General features: G+C 68.0%; 12 protein-coding genes. 6 read left to right on the plus strand and 6 right to left on the minus strand.

Annotation, left to right across the window (positions count from 1 at the left end; all coding sequences use genetic code 11):
* The first annotated feature begins 15 nt into the window (after window positions 1-15).
* On the plus strand, window positions 16-1,362 hold the full coding sequence (locus AB3K92_RS21765) for a flagellar hook-length control protein FliK (RefSeq protein WP_369465825.1): 1,347 nt from the start codon (window positions 16-18) through the stop codon (window positions 1,360-1,362).
* A 27-nt stretch (window positions 1,363-1,389) separates the two neighbouring features.
* Here the strand turns inward: AB3K92_RS21765 and AB3K92_RS21770 are convergent, their stop codons facing one another.
* Window positions 1,390-3,030, minus strand: a complete 1,641-nt coding sequence (locus AB3K92_RS21770; protein ID WP_060317199.1) for a GMC family oxidoreductase — start codon at window positions 3,028-3,030, stop codon at window positions 1,390-1,392.
* Between the two features lie 725 nt (window positions 3,031-3,755).
* Here AB3K92_RS21770 and AB3K92_RS21775 point away from each other — a divergent pair.
* Entirely contained in the window at window positions 3,756-5,198 is a 1,443-nt protein-coding gene (locus tag AB3K92_RS21775; protein WP_021163513.1) for a coniferyl aldehyde dehydrogenase, read from the plus strand.
* 93 nt (window positions 5,199-5,291) lie between these two features.
* Here AB3K92_RS21775 and AB3K92_RS21780 read toward each other — a convergent pair whose 3' ends face one another.
* Window positions 5,292-6,323 carry a serine/threonine protein kinase gene (locus AB3K92_RS21780; protein ID WP_369465826.1) on the minus strand — a complete coding sequence of 344 codons (1,032 nt, stop codon included), beginning with the start codon at window positions 6,321-6,323 and terminating at the stop codon, window positions 5,292-5,294.
* A 49-nt stretch (window positions 6,324-6,372) separates the two neighbouring features.
* Entirely contained in the window at window positions 6,373-6,585 is a 213-nt protein-coding gene (locus tag AB3K92_RS21785; protein ID WP_004198969.1) for a hypothetical protein, read from the minus strand.
* 815 nt (window positions 6,586-7,400) lie between these two features.
* Here AB3K92_RS21785 and AB3K92_RS21790 point away from each other — a divergent pair.
* Window positions 7,401-8,282: a DMT family transporter gene (locus AB3K92_RS21790; protein WP_060222464.1), complete on the plus strand. Its 882-nt coding sequence runs from the start codon at window positions 7,401-7,403 to the stop codon at window positions 8,280-8,282.
* A gap of 355 nt (window positions 8,283-8,637) precedes the next feature.
* Window positions 8,638-8,823 carry a hypothetical protein gene (locus AB3K92_RS21795; protein ID WP_011353526.1) on the plus strand — a complete coding sequence of 62 codons (186 nt, stop codon included), beginning with the start codon at window positions 8,638-8,640 and terminating at the stop codon, window positions 8,821-8,823.
* 109 nt (window positions 8,824-8,932) lie between these two features.
* On the opposite strand, the gene mgrA is transcribed toward AB3K92_RS21795, so the two are convergent.
* The gene (mgrA, locus tag AB3K92_RS21800; RefSeq protein WP_021163510.1) at window positions 8,933-9,976 is read right to left on the minus strand and encodes an L-glyceraldehyde 3-phosphate reductase; all 1,044 of its coding nucleotides are present in this window, start codon (window positions 9,974-9,976) and stop codon (window positions 8,933-8,935) included.
* A gap of 190 nt (window positions 9,977-10,166) precedes the next feature.
* Between mgrA and AB3K92_RS21805 the strand changes: the two genes are divergently transcribed.
* Window positions 10,167-10,373, plus strand: a complete 207-nt coding sequence (locus AB3K92_RS21805; protein ID WP_021163509.1) for a DUF3185 family protein — start codon at window positions 10,167-10,169, stop codon at window positions 10,371-10,373.
* Between the two features lie 149 nt (window positions 10,374-10,522).
* On the opposite strand, the gene AB3K92_RS21810 is transcribed toward AB3K92_RS21805, so the two are convergent.
* A complete protein-coding gene (locus AB3K92_RS21810) occupies window positions 10,523-11,296 on the minus strand; it encodes a phytanoyl-CoA dioxygenase family protein (protein ID WP_048025612.1) in 774 nt (257 codons plus the stop codon).
* Window positions 11,297-11,648: 352 nt separating this feature from the next.
* On the opposite strand from AB3K92_RS21810, the gene AB3K92_RS21815 reads away from it, so the two are divergent.
* Window positions 11,649-11,990 carry a hypothetical protein gene (locus tag AB3K92_RS21815; RefSeq protein WP_021163507.1) on the plus strand — a complete coding sequence of 114 codons (342 nt, stop codon included), beginning with the start codon at window positions 11,649-11,651 and terminating at the stop codon, window positions 11,988-11,990.
* 138 nt (window positions 11,991-12,128) lie between these two features.
* Here AB3K92_RS21815 and metK read toward each other — a convergent pair whose 3' ends face one another.
* Window positions 12,129-13,316, minus strand: coding sequence for a methionine adenosyltransferase (gene metK / locus AB3K92_RS21820; RefSeq protein WP_011353531.1), 1,188 nt, complete (start codon window positions 13,314-13,316; stop codon window positions 12,129-12,131).
* Window positions 13,317-13,526 lie beyond the last annotated feature (210 nt).

Below are 13,526 nucleotides of genomic sequence, written 5' to 3' on the forward strand. Positions count from 1 at the left end.
GAACGAGAGAACGTCATGCCTCCCCTGCCCCTGCTCGGCGCGCTGCTCGACACCGCCGGCACCGCAATCCAGGCCGCCCGCGGCTCGGGCTCGTCCGGCACCGCCGCCGGCAACGATGCCACGGCCGCCGTGCCGTTCGCGCAGACGCTGAAGCAAAGCGTCGTCACGCGTCGCGATTCGTCGAATGCCGGCGTGCCGGATGCTTCGACGAAACAGGCTTCGTCGAAGCCGGCCGCCGGCACGAAGCCGTCCGCGACCGATGACGACGACGCAACCGACGATACGACCACGAACGCCGCCGCCAACCCCGACGCCGCCGCGCTCGCGGCCGCCGCGGCCGTGCAGGCGCAACTGCAGGCGCGCATGGACAACGCGGCGCCGGTCGATCCGGCTGCTGCCGCCGCCGCGGCACAAAAGGCGGCCGTGTCCGGCCAGCCCGACGCCACGGCCACGCTGGCGGATCACGCGGCCACGGACGCCGCCGCGGCCGCCCAGCCGGCCGCGACCGCGTCGGGCCGCGATGCGCTGCAGACCGCGCTCGACAGGCTGACGGGCGGCTCCGGCGCGATCGCGATACCCGCGGCCGGCGCGACCGCGTCGGCACCGGCATCGACCGCATCGACCGGCGCCACCGCACCGCTGACCCCGAAGGTCCCGACCTTCGACCGCACCCTCGCCGACGCGAAGGGGGCGCTCGCGACCCAGCAAACGCCGGCGCAGGCCACCGCGCAGGCGCTGCAGGCCAACGCGAACGCGCAGTCGGGCGAGCAGCACGCGCTCGCGGCAGCCGGCGACGCGACGGATCCGGCCGCCAGCGCGACGCTCGCGGCCGGCGCAACGGCGGCGGCCGCGACACAGGCGAACCTGCAGTTGTCGCCGGCCGCGGGCGCGATCGCCGCGGCGAACGCACACGTGCTCGCCCCGCACGTCGGCACCCCGGACTGGACGGACGCGCTGAGCCAGAAGGTCGTGTTCCTGTCGAATGCGCACCAGCAGAGCGCCGAGCTGACGCTCAACCCGCCCGATCTCGGGCCGCTGCAGGTCGTGCTGCGTATCGCGGACAATCACGCGCACGCGCTGTTCGTGTCGCAGCACGCGCAGGTGCGCGACGCGGTCGAAGCCGCGCTGCCGAAGCTGCGCGAAGCGATGGAATCGGGCGGGCTCGGCCTGGGCAGCGCGACCGTCAGCGACGGCGGCTTCGCTTCGCAGCAGCAGAACCCGCAATCGTCCTTCGCCGGCGGGCAGTCGTCGCGGCGCGGGAGCGGCGGATCGTCAGCCGTCGATGCACCGGTCGACGCTGCGCAATCCGCACCGGTCGCCGCGAGCGTGAGCCGCGCCGGCCTCGTCGATACGTTTGCCTGAGCATGACTGCCCGCGTGCGCGCGCCGCTCAGCGGCCGTGCACCGCGGCAGCCGCCTCGCCGCGCAACACACCGCCCTTGCGCGCCGCGACGATGAAGTCCGCCGCGCGTTCGCCGATCATCACCGACGGCGCATTCGTGTTCCCGCCGACCAGCGTCGGCATCACCGAGGCGTCCACCACGCGCAATCCCTCGACGCCGCGCACGCGCAGTTGCGGATCGACGACCGCGTGCGCGTCCGACCCCATCCGGCAGGTGCCGACCGGGTGGTAGATCGTGTCGGCATGCTCGACGATCGTCTTGCGCAGCTCCGCTTCGCTCTGGTCCGCCCGCGTGTACAGCTCGCGCCCGCCCTGCGACGCGAGCGGCGCCTGCGACAGGATCCTGCGCATCGCCTGCGTGCCCCGCACGAGCAGGTCGAGATCGCGCGAATCGCTGAAGAAGCGCGGATCGATCAGCGGTGCGTCACGCGCATCGCCGGTCGCGAGCGTCACCGTGCCGCGGCTGAACGGCCGCAGCGCGCACACGTGCAGCGAATAGCCGAAGCCCCAGTGCATCTTGCGGTTGTGGTCGTCCACGAGCGCCGTGCAGAAATGCAGCTGCAGGTCGGGACGCTCGAGCGACGGATCGCTCTTGATGAAGCCGCCGGCCTCCGCGACGTTGCTCGTCATCATCCCGGTGCGGCTCGAGAAATAGCGCGCGAGCGCGGGCGTCATCTTCGCGATCCCGCGCAGGCACACGCCGACCAGTTCCGACGAATTCACGCGCGTGTTGATGATGAAGTCGATGTGGTCGATCAGGTTCGTGCCGACGTCCGGCGCATCCTGCACGACCGCGATTCCGTGCCGGCGCAGTTGCTCGGCCGGGCCGATTCCCGAGCACATCAGCAGTTGCGGCGAATTGAACGCGCCGGCCGACAGGATCACTTCCGCGCGCGCGTCGAGCGTCTCGACGCGCCCGTTGCGCGCGACCGCGACGCCGGCCGCGCGCTTGCCGTCGAACGTGACGCGCAGCACCGTCGCATCGGTGATCACGTGCAGGTTCGGCCGGTTGCGACCGTAGATATACGCACGCGCGACGCTGCAGCGCGAGCCGTCGCGGTGCGTGACCTGATAGAAGCCGACGCCTTCCTGCGTCGCGCCGTTGAAGTCGTCGTTCAGCGGATAACCGGCCGCATGCGCGGCCTGGATGAATCGTTCGGAGAACGGATTGCGAAAGCGTAGATCCGACACCGACAGCGGGCCGTCCGCGCCGTGCCACGCATCGGCGCCACGTTCGTTGCCTTCCGCGCGCCGGAAATACGGCAGCACGTCCTGCCAGCCCCAGCCCGTCGCGCCGAGCTGCGCCCATTCGTCGTAGTCGCCCGGGTGGCCGCGCGTGTAGATCATCGCGTTGATCGCGCTCGAGCCGCCCATCCCGCGCCCGCGCGGCTGGTAGCCGCGCCGCCCGCCGAGGCCCGGCTGCGGCACCGTCTCGTAGCCGTAGTTCGTGCCGAGCTTGAACGGTACCAGCGCCGCGATGCCGACCGGCATGTTGACGAGCAGGTTGCGCTCCGTATGCGAGCCGGCCTCGATCAGCGCGATCGTCGCATCGGGGCAGGCATCGGCGAGACGGCCTGCCAGGCTCGACCCGCCCGACCCGCCGCCTACGATGATGTAGTCGTATTGCATGTCACGTCTCCGTCGTCTCATGGAAGGCGCCCGGCACCGCCGCGCGACCACGTCTTTGTAGTGTTCGGGCATTGTAGGAATCGCCACCGTGCGCGCGGCGCGCGGATTCAAGAGCGATTCCTCTAAACGCTCGCGTGAACTAAATTTAAGATGTATCGAATCGCTTTGCGCGACGCGCCGGCCACGAGAAGCCGATCCGTCGCGAAACGGGAGAGACGACGATGCAGCGCCAGGTTCTGCAGGCCGCGTGCCGACCGGGTTGTCCGGATGCGATGCGCACAGCCCGCATTTCATTTCAAACGGCTGCCCGCGCGGAGATGCCCCGCGTCATGCGCGCAGTCGATCGAAATCGAACGGCACGCGTCGTCGCCGACCGTTTGGACGGTTTGTCGCCGCGGCGGCCCGATGCGCCGCGGCATGGTTGGACGGCCCCGTCGCGCCGCCCCGCTTCGGTGTGCAGGCGGGCGGTCGCGCCGCGGCGTCGCGCGCCCGGCAACGGTTGCATCGCACTGCATGCCCACGCGCCGCAACACGGTTTCCGGATGCACATACCGTCGCGTGGATGCGACGCCCGCTGCACGCATGAACCGGTTTTCGAGCACACGTCGCATCCGGCCCCGCGCCGCGCGACACGCACCACCCCGATCCGCGTCGCCGCGCTCGCCGAGCGTGCGCGTGCGGCGTGACGGCCGGCCGACCAGCCAGGCCCAACTGGAGGAGACGACATGAAGAACGACCTGCCCGAACTGGCCCCGCAAGCGCTGCCGTCGGTCGATGCACTGACGTCGCTGCTGCGCGACCAGCGCGCGGCCTACCTGCGCGCACCGTACCCGGCTTGGGAAACGCGCGTGCAGCACTTGCGCGCGCTGCGCACGATGCTGATCGACCACGCGGACGCACTCGCCGAGGCGATCAGCGCCGATTTCGGTCATCGCGCGAAGCAGGAAGTGCTGCTGTCGGAAATCTGGATGGCGAAGGAAGAGATCGACGACGCGCTCAAGCACGGCAAGCGCTGGATGAAACCGATCCGCAAGCCGATGAACAAGTGGCTGCGCCCGGCGCGCGCGAAGGTGATTCCGCAGCCTCTCGGCGTGGTCGGCATCGTCGTACCGTGGAACTACCCGGTGCTGCTCGCGGCCGGCCCGCTGATCTGCGCGCTCGCGGCCGGCAACCGCGCGATCATCAAGATGTCCGAACTGACGCCGCGCACGTCGGCGCTGTTCGAGCAGCTCATTGCGAAGACCTTCACGCGCGACCACGTCGCGGTCGTGAACGGCGATGCCGAAGTGGGCGCCGCGTTCAGCGGCTTGCCGTTCGATCATCTGCTGTTCACCGGTTCGACGCACGTCGGCCGCCACGTGATGCGCGCGGCCGCCGACAACCTCACGCCCGTCACGCTCGAACTCGGCGGCAAGTCGCCGGCCATCGTCGGGCCGAACGCGCGCTTCGATGCGGCCGTCGACGCGATCGTCGCGGGCAAGACGCTGAACGCGGGCCAGACCTGCATCGCGCCCGACTACGTGCTGCTGCCGCGCGGGATGGAAGCCGCGTTCATCGAGCGCGCGCGGGCACGGTTCGCGAAGATGTACCCCGACCTGTCGGCCAACGGCGACTACACGACGATCGTGTCGCCGCGCCACTACGCCCGGCTGCAGCAGCTCGCCAGCGACGCGCAGGCGGCCGGCGCGCAGCTGCATCCGCTGTCCGACGCGCAATCCGATCCTGCATCGCGCCGCTTCGTGCCGTGCGCGGTCACGCAGGTGCCGGCCGCGTCGCAGCTGATGCAGGAGGAAATCTTCGGGCCGCTGCTGCCGCTCGTGCCGTACGAGCGGCTCGACGAAGCGATCGCATACGTGAATGCGCGCCCGCGTCCGCTCGCGCTCTACCTGTTCGACGAGGACGGCGGCACGATCGACCGCGTGATGCGCGAAACGATCTCGGGCGGCGTGTCGATCAACGAAACGCTGATGCACATCGCGTGCGGCAGCCTGCCGTTCGGCGGGGTCGGTGCGAGCGGCATGGGCGCGTATCACGGCTACGACGGCTTCGTGACGTTCTCGAAGATGAAGCCGGTACTCACGCAGGCGCGCCTGAACGCGCGCAACCTGCTCGCGCCGCCGTACGGCAAGCGCTTCGCCGCGCTGATCAAGCTGATGATGAAGTTCTGAACGGACGGGATCGAACGGGCCGCGCGCATCGCGCCGCGGCCCGCACCGGCAGGCCGCGCGGCGCCGGTGCCGGTGCCGGTGCCGCGCGCGCCGTCATACGGGCCAGAGCGGCCCTTCCTGCATCGCGCCGATCTGCTCGCGCAACTCGAGCACGCGAGCTTCCCAGTAGCGGTGCGTGTTGAACCACGGGAACGCGGCGGGAAAGGCGGGATCGTCCCAGCGCCGTGCAAGCCATGCCGCGTAGTGGATCAGCCGCAACGTGCGCAGCGCTTCGACGAGATGCAACTCGCGCGGCTCGAATTCGCAGAAATCCTCGTAGCCGGCCAGCAGGTCCGTGAGCGCACGCGACGCGCCTTCGCGATCGCCCGGCAACAGCAGCCACAGATCCTGGATCGCGGGCGCCATCCGGCTGTCGTCGAAGTCGACGAAGTGCGGGCCGGCATCGGTCCACAGCACGTTGCTCGGATGACAGTCGCCGTGCGTGCGCAGCAGGCGGATCTCGCCCGCCCGCTCGAACGCGGCCTCGACGCCTTCGAGCGCGAGCGTCACGGCGGTCTCGTACGCGGGCCGCACATCGTCCGGAATGAAATCGTGCGCGAGCAGGTAGTCGCGCGGCTCATAGCCGAACGTACCGATATCGAGCACGGGACGCGCGACATACGGCTGCGTCGCACCGACCGCATGGATCCGGCCGATGAAGCGGCCGAGCCATTCGAGCGTGTCGCTGCGGTCGAGGTCAGGCGCGCGTCCGCCGCGTCGCTCGAAGATCGAGAAGCGGAAACCGTCGAACGCGTGCAGCGTGCGGCCGTCGAATGCGCGCGCGGGCACCGCCGGGATCTCGCGCGCGGCGAGCTCGGCGACGAACGCGTGCTCTTCGAGGATCGCTTCGTCCGACCAGCGGGCCGGACGGTAGAACTTCGCGACGACCGGCGGGCCGTCTTCGATGCCCACCTGATACACGCGGTTTTCGTAGCTGTTGAGCGCGAGCAGGCGCCCGTCGGTGCGCAGGCCGGCCGGCATCAGCACGCTGTCGAGCGCGTCGAGCACGCACTCGGGCGTGAGTCCGGCGAACGGCGGGCCGGCAGGAGAAGCGGGAGCGGAAGTGACGTCTTTCATGCCCCGCATTGTGCCGCCAGCCGGGCCGAAAGACGAGCGCCCGGTGCGGCGTATGCGCTCAGTGAAGCGCCGCGCCGGCCGGCAGCACGGATTCGCCAGTGTCGATCAGGTCCTCGAGAAAGAACGGCTCGGTGTTGAGTTCCTTCGACTCGCCCGGTACGCCCGCGTACCAGGTCACCATGGCCATGTCGCCCAGGATGCGCTGGACGATGCCGCGTGCGCCCTTCGGCACAGCGATATGGGTAGTGCAGACAATCGACCCGACATGCATGATGGTTCCCCACTCTTGACTCTTGAAACCCGGCTCGGTGACGAGCCGGCAAATGCACGATCCGCGCGCTCTCGTCGGAGCGTTGCGCGTAATCCCATTGTTCACGGTTTATCGAAGCGCGAAAAGAAGAAGAAGCAGGCGAAGTGCCGCGAATTCGTCGAATGTCTCCAATCAACCACTGCGCCGGACAGGCGCTTGCCCGCCCGGTTACCCCCATCATACCCTGTCGAATGTGACTGCCCGCCGAATCCGCGTCGGCACCGCGACGCGCCCGTGACGCATGCCGCGCGCGCATCGCGGGCCCGGTGCCGCATCACCGGGAAGTTTCGCGCGAACGCCGTGGCCGAACGACGCCGCGCCGTCATCGCCTTCCCCGTACCTCGAACGCAACCGGCACGACGACGGTTGCGCACGCACCGCCCGAATTGCCGCGTGCTTCACCGCACGCCGCGCTGCGTCATGCGATGCCGCCGACAGTGGTTGCGTCCGATGCCGGCCTTGCGGTACCTTTGATGCTCATTCGCGTTCCAGCGCATTCCGATCCGATGCATCCGCTCACGTCCGCCCTTGCAAAATCCCGGCCGCAGTTCGACTCGCGGCCGCAGGCGTGCGCGCATCCGTCGGTTCTTCCTCCTCCTGTCGCACCGCCGCTCGTCGGCGCCGCGCCGCCCCCTCCGGCGGCACGCGCCGGCTGACCAGCCGGCTTCCGTTTCGTCTTCCATTCGCCCGCAGGCTTGCATTCGTGCGTCGTGACGCACGGCTCGCTGCTGCGCGCGCGAATGGAACGTTCCGATCCGTTCGACAGGTGGATTCACATGGTTTCGTTCAAACGCGCGCTCGCCGCGCATGGTGCGACGTCGCTCTTCGTGCTGCTGTGGAGCAGCGGCGCGATCTTCGCTGAACTCGGTCTGCGTCACGCATCCGCGTTCGTCTTTCTCACCGCACGTTTCGCCCTCGCATCGCTCGTGCTGCTCGGGCTGGCTTTCGTGCGCAAACGCTGGCTGCCTCCGCGCGGCGAACGGCGCATGGCCGCGCTGACCGGCTTGCTGATGATGGGCGGCTATTCGATCTTCTACCTGCTCGCGCTCGAACGCGGGATCGCGCCGGGCGTGCTCGCCACGATCCTCGGCGTGCAGCCGATCCTCACGCTCGCGCTCGTCGAGCGACGCTGGCAGCCCGTGCGCATCGCGGGGCTCGCGCTGTCGCTCGCCGGCCTCGCGCTCGTCGTGTGCCGCGGCGTGGGCGACGGCGGCCTGTCGCTCGCGGGCATCGCGTGCGCGCTCACCGCGCTCGTCGCGCTGACCGCCGGCTCGCTGCTGCAAAAGCGCGTACGGGCGGCGCCCGCCGACGTGCTGCCGTTGCAGAATGCGATCGGCCTCGCGCTGTGCGTGGCGATCGTGCCGTTCCGGCCGGTGTCGTTCGACATGAGCTGGGCATTCGTGATCCCGCTGCTGTGGCTCGGCATCGTGATTTCGGTGATCGCGCAACTGCTGTTCTACCGGTTGATGCAGCGCGGCGATCTCGTCAACGTGACGAGCCTGTTCTATCTCGTGCCCGTCGTCACCACGCTGATGGATGCCGTGTGGCTCGGCAACCGGCCCGAGCCGCTCGCGCTCGCGGGCATGGGCGCGATCATCGCGGGGCTCGCGCTCGTGTTTCGCGCGCCGGCTACCCGCGTGCAACCCGACCGCGCATGAGCGGGCGTGCCGCCGCGCCCGCGGGTGCGGCGGCACGCACCGGACACATGCGACGAATCCGCAGAAATCGAAAGGCACGGGAAAGTTGTGCGCAAGGCGTTCGTCTGACTTGCGGGAAAAATGCGTGATACGCCGGGCATTCCGCTGATTTTTAATGGTTCGGATAGCGAAAAGCGCTGCCGGTTGCCTATACTCGAATTGACCGGCCCGCTCGCAATCGGGTCGCGACCAACACTAGAAACACCCGGCATGGGGCCGGAGTAAGCGCTGAGGTGCCGACTCCGGCCGAAATCCCACAGGGATGGGGCCGGAGTAAGCGCTGAAGCGCTAACTCCGGCCGACACTGGAGACACGCATGACAACCTACTTCACGATCGGCGACTTCATCCTGTTGATTCCGATGGCGCTGGCCGGAGCGCTATTTCTCGGCGCGGTGCCGTGCGCAACCGAATTCCGCCACAACCTGCTACGCGTACTGGGCGTCATCCTCGGCGTCGGCGTCGCGGTATTGCTCGTCGAAGGCCTGCCTGCGCTGATCTAGCGGCGCACCACCCGTGCGTGCCGTGCATCGCTGCACCGCAGCGATGCGACAGGCGCACGCGAGCCATTGATACGACATGCGATGTTTCGCATGCCGTATCGACCGCCGGTCAGATCGCCTGATCGGTGGACGGCTTTTCCCACAGATTGATGCCGCCTTCCGTCGCGTAACGATCGATCTCCGCGAGTTCCTCCGCCGAGAATTCGAGGTGCTTCAACGCACCGACGTTTTCACGCACCTGCTCCGCACGGCTCGCGCCGATCAGTGCGGACGTCACGCGGCCGTTGCGCAGCACCCATGCGAGCGCCATCTGCGCAAGGCTCTGCCCGCGCCGCTCGGCGATCGCGTTGAGCTTGCGCACGTGCTCGAGGTTGTCCGCGCTCAGGTGATCCTGCTTCAGCGAGCCGCCGCCCGGCTTGTTCACGCGCGCATCGGCCGGCACGCCGTTCAGGTACTTCGACGTGAGCAGCCCCTGCGCGAGCGGCGTGAACGCGATGCTGCCCGTGCCGATCTCGTCGAGCGTGCCGAGCAGCTCGGTTTCGACCCAGCGATTCAGCAGGTTGTACGACGGCTGATGGATCAGCAGCGGCACCTTGTACTGCGCGAGCAGCTCGGCCATCTCGCGCGTCTTCGCCGCCGAATACGACGAAATGCCGATATAGAGCGCCTTGCCCTGCTGCACGGCCGACGCGAGCGCGCCCGCCGTTTCCTCGAGCGGCGTGTGCGCGTCGAAGCGGTGCGAATAGAAGATGTCGACGTAGTCGAGCCCCATCCGCTGCAGGCTCTGGTCGAGGCTCGCGAGCACGTACTTGCGCGACCCGCCGCCGCTGCCGTACGGCCCCGGCCACATGTCCCAGCCGGCCTTCGTCGAGATCAGCAACTCGTCGCGATACGGCCGGAAATCCTCCTTCAGCAGCCGGCCGAAGTTGGTTTCGGCACTGCCGTACGGCGGCCCGTAGTTGTTCGCGAGATCGAAGTGGTTGATGCCGAGGTCGAACGCGGTGCGCAGGATTTCGCGCTGCGTCGAGATCGGCGTCGAGTCGCCGAAGTTGTGCCACAGGCCGAGCGACAGCGCGGGCAGTTTGAGCCCGGATTTGCCACAGGTGCGGTATTGCATGTCGGCATAACGTTCGGAAGCTGCTTCGTAGGCCATGAGTCTGTTCCGTCAGGACATCGGGGAAAGGTCGCGCTTGCCGCGCACACGGCGCGGCGACGGCGAAGGAGTCATACGACGACTATGGTAGCGAAAGCGGCCGGATCGCGCACGGCGGCACGGCGATGGACGCGGCCGCGGTCGTCGCCTACACTGCGGCGTCTCGAATCACCGTTTCAGCGAGGTTGGTATGTCCCGGGTCATCTCGGTTGCACTGCTCGTCGGCGGCGTCGTGCTGCTGTATTTCGGCGGCCAGTCGTTCCATTCGATCAACGACAACGTGTCGCGCTTCTTCACCGGTTCGCCCGCGACGAAGACGATCCTGCTGATCGCGGGCGGCGCCGTCGCATCGTTCATCGGCCTGATCGGCCTCGCGATGCCGGGCAACAAACGCTGATCGCGCAGCCGCGCGATGCACACACGGCCCGCGTCGTGCGACCGGGCCGCGCCAAACGAAACGGGCGGCCAGGCCGCCCGTTGCTTCATCCGCCGGCGATGCACCGCATCGCGTGACCGCGGTGGCGTCACCGCCCGTCCGGTCCGAACCTAGAACTGCACTTCCGGTTTCGACGCCGAGCGCGTGCCGGGTAGCGGCCGGTTGCTCGCGCCGTGATAGGTGTACACGAGCGAGAACTTCACCTGGTCGGAGCGGTTCTGTCCGGCCGAATGCAGCGTGTTGCAGTGGAAGAACACCACGTCGCCCGTCTGCAGCGACGGGCACGTGGCCGCATCGATCATCTTCCGGTTCGCCGGCAGGTCGCTTCGGAAGAACTTCGCATCGTCGAACGCTTCAGGCCCGAATTCGGCCGTATGCGACCCCGGCACGAGCCACAGTGCGCCGTTCTCGTTCGTTTCCGGCCCGAGCGCGAGCCACACCGACACCATGTCCGGGCGCTCGAACGACCAGTAGCGGAAATCGCGATGCCAGCCGGTCAGGCTGCCATACGCGGGATGCTTCGTCATCATGCAGTTGTGATGGGCGCGCGACAGCACCGGTTCTTCGCCGAAATACTCGCGCATCCACACACCGATTTCGGGTGCGATCGCGCGCTCGGCGAACGCCGGATCGCGTGAATACGCATCGAGCAGCCGCCGCACCGTATGCCCGCCCGGCGCATGCTTGGACTCGGGCGCGCCCGGGTAGCGCAGATCCGCCTCGAACTCGATCGGCTCCGCCGCCTCCCGCAACTGGCGCTCCGCGATCTGCCTGAGCGCCGCGCACTGCGCTTCGCCGACGAGGCCACGCGCGACGACAAAGCCGCGCTCGCGCAATTCCGCGACTTGCGCGCGGATCGATTCCGACTGCAATGGAGACGACATGGGATGCCAGACATTTATTGTGTGAATGTGACGATTGTAAATCGGCGCCGGATGCCGCGAACAGCACCATTGTCGTACGCAGGGGCATGCCAATCGCGGATTTGATCCGGCTCAAGGGAACTGTTCGTCGCGGCACCTGCCTCACCGACAGGCGGTATGCGGCACACGCCTTGTGGCACAAGGGTTTATCGCGACTTTTGCCCGTCATGAATCCCCTGTAGCCTGTCGCGGCCTGTCAATTCTGGCGGGCGCGGCGCGCAGCGAGTTTCAGTAAGATCCGTTGCGTCATCCGAGGCCGTTCATACCAGTGCGCTCTCCAGGGCGCCATCCATACAAGCGAAGCATCGTTCACATGCCATTCCGTCTGACTTCCCGTCTCAGCCGCGCTGCGAAGCGCGTCGTGCCGACCGCTCCTGCCCGCTCGCTGCGCCATCACCGCGCACGCACGCAGGCGCTGGCCGAGCGCACGCCCGCACACAGCCGGCTGGACGGTATCCGTGCGTGGTTCCACGCATTTTTCTCGATGATGAGTGCACAGGCGTTCTCGCGCCGTGCCGGCCTGCGCTCCCTGCTGCAGAAACCGTCGTCGCTGCGCGCGCTCGCGCTGCGACGCACGCTCGGGCCGCAGCGCCGCGTCAACCGTCCGCGCCGCCTCGCGGCCAGCAACGGCTGGTTCGGGTTCGGCGCGCGCTGAGCGCACGCCGGCGGGCACCGCGCGCGACGATCGCCGTCGCGCCATTGTCCGCTTGTTCGTTTGTCCGATTGCCCCGACGATCGGAACCCATAAAAAAACCCCGGCTAGCCGGGGTTTTTCATTTCAGGCGAACGACGCTTACGCGACGCGTGCCGTCGGCTCGACGCCGGCCGCTTCGGCCAGTGCGAGCGCCTTGTCGGTCGCTTCCCACGAGAATTCCGGCTCTTCGCGGCCGAAGTGGCCGTAAGCAGCCGTCTTCTCGTAGATCGGGCGCAGCAGGTCGAGCATCTTGATGATGCCCTTCGGACGCAGGTCGAAATGCTCGCGCACGAGCTTCGTGATCACCGCATCCGACACGCGGCCCGTGCCGAACGTGTTGACCATCACCGAGGTCGGCTCGGCGACGCCGATCGCGTACGACACCTGGATCAGCGCGCGCGACGCGAGGCCGGCGGCGACGATGTTCTTCGCGACGTAGCGGCCTGCGTACGCAGCCGAACGGTCGACCTTCGACGGATCCTTGCCCGAGAACGCGCCGCCGCCGTGCGGTGCGGCACCGCCGTACGTGTCGACGATGATCTTGCGGCCGGTCAGGCCGCAATCGCCCTGCGGGCCGCCGATCACGAACCGGCCGGTCGGGTTCACCAGGAACTTGATGTCGCCCTTGATCAGGTCGGCCGGCAGCGTCGGCTTGATGATTTCCTCGATCACGGCTTCGCGCAGCGCGGGCAGTTCGATGTCCGGCGCGTGCTGCGTCGACAGCACGACGGTGTCGATCGAATGCGGCTTGCCGTCGACGTAGCGGACGGTGACCTGCGACTTCGCGTCCGGGCGCAGCCATTGCAGGCGGCCGTCGCGGCGCAGGCTGGCCTGGCGCTCGACGAGACGGTGCGACAGGTAGATCGGCAGCGGCATCAGTTCCGGCGTTTCGTCGCACGCGTAACCGAACATCAGGCCCTGGTCGCCCGCGCCCTGATCGAGGTTGTCGTCGTGTGCACGATCGACGCCCTGGGCGATGTCCGGCGACTGCTTGTCGTACGCGACGAGCACCGCGCAACCCTTGTAGTCGATGCCGTAGTCGGTGTTGTCGTAGCCGATGCGCTTGATCGTGTCGCGCGCGATCTGGATGTAGTCGATGTTGGCCGTCGTGGTGATTTCACCGGCCAGGACGACGAGACCCGTGTTGCACAGCGTTTCCGCCGCGACGCGGGAATACTTGTCTTGCTCGAGGATGGCGTCGAGGATCGCGTCCGAGATTTGGTCCGCGACCTTGTCCGGATGGCCTTCGGAGACGGATTCGGACGTGAAGAGATAATCGTTTGCCACTTTTTCAGGCTCCTGTGTGGTTACGGTTGGTTTCACGTAGCCAGCTTCGTTGGGCCTGAAGCGGCGACGCTTTAGCGGATTACCAGGACCGGGCAGCGCGTATGACGCCAACCGGCTTCGCCCCGCAAGTTGTCAGTTAACTCGGCGAAGCCCGTATTATAGCGGCTTTCCTGAATTGTCACAGAGCGCCGCCCGTGCTGCATCTTCCGC

The organism is Burkholderia sp. Bmkn7 (genome assembly GCF_041103175.1).
GTDB lineage: Bacteria > Pseudomonadota > Gammaproteobacteria > Burkholderiales > Burkholderiaceae > Burkholderia > Burkholderia cepacia.

Excerpts from the sequence above, each read along its gene's own strand:
- AB3K92_RS21785 (WP_004198969.1), bottom strand. The coding sequence starts at position 6,585 with ATGCATGTCGGGTCGATTGTCTGCACTACCCATATCGCTGTGCCGAAG.
- AB3K92_RS21765 (WP_369465825.1), top strand. The coding sequence starts at position 16 with ATGCCTCCCCTGCCCCTGCTCGGCGCGCTGCTCGACACCGCCGGCACC.
- AB3K92_RS21805 (WP_021163509.1), top strand. The coding sequence starts at position 10,167 with ATGTCCCGGGTCATCTCGGTTGCACTGCTCGTCGGCGGCGTCGTGCTG.
- AB3K92_RS21815 (WP_021163507.1), top strand. The coding sequence starts at position 11,649 with ATGCCATTCCGTCTGACTTCCCGTCTCAGCCGCGCTGCGAAGCGCGTC.
- AB3K92_RS21810 (WP_048025612.1), bottom strand. The coding sequence starts at position 11,296 with ATGTCGTCTCCATTGCAGTCGGAATCGATCCGCGCGCAAGTCGCGGAA.
- AB3K92_RS21775 (WP_021163513.1), top strand. The coding sequence starts at position 3,756 with ATGAAGAACGACCTGCCCGAACTGGCCCCGCAAGCGCTGCCGTCGGTC.
- mgrA (WP_021163510.1), bottom strand. The coding sequence starts at position 9,976 with ATGGCCTACGAAGCAGCTTCCGAACGTTATGCCGACATGCAATACCGC.
- AB3K92_RS21795 (WP_011353526.1), top strand. The coding sequence starts at position 8,638 with ATGACAACCTACTTCACGATCGGCGACTTCATCCTGTTGATTCCGATG.
- AB3K92_RS21770 (WP_060317199.1), bottom strand. The coding sequence starts at position 3,030 with ATGCAATACGACTACATCATCGTAGGCGGCGGGTCGGGCGGGTCGAGC.
- AB3K92_RS21790 (WP_060222464.1), top strand. The coding sequence starts at position 7,401 with ATGGTTTCGTTCAAACGCGCGCTCGCCGCGCATGGTGCGACGTCGCTC.
- AB3K92_RS21780 (WP_369465826.1), bottom strand. The coding sequence starts at position 6,323 with ATGCGGGGCATGAAAGACGTCACTTCCGCTCCCGCTTCTCCTGCCGGC.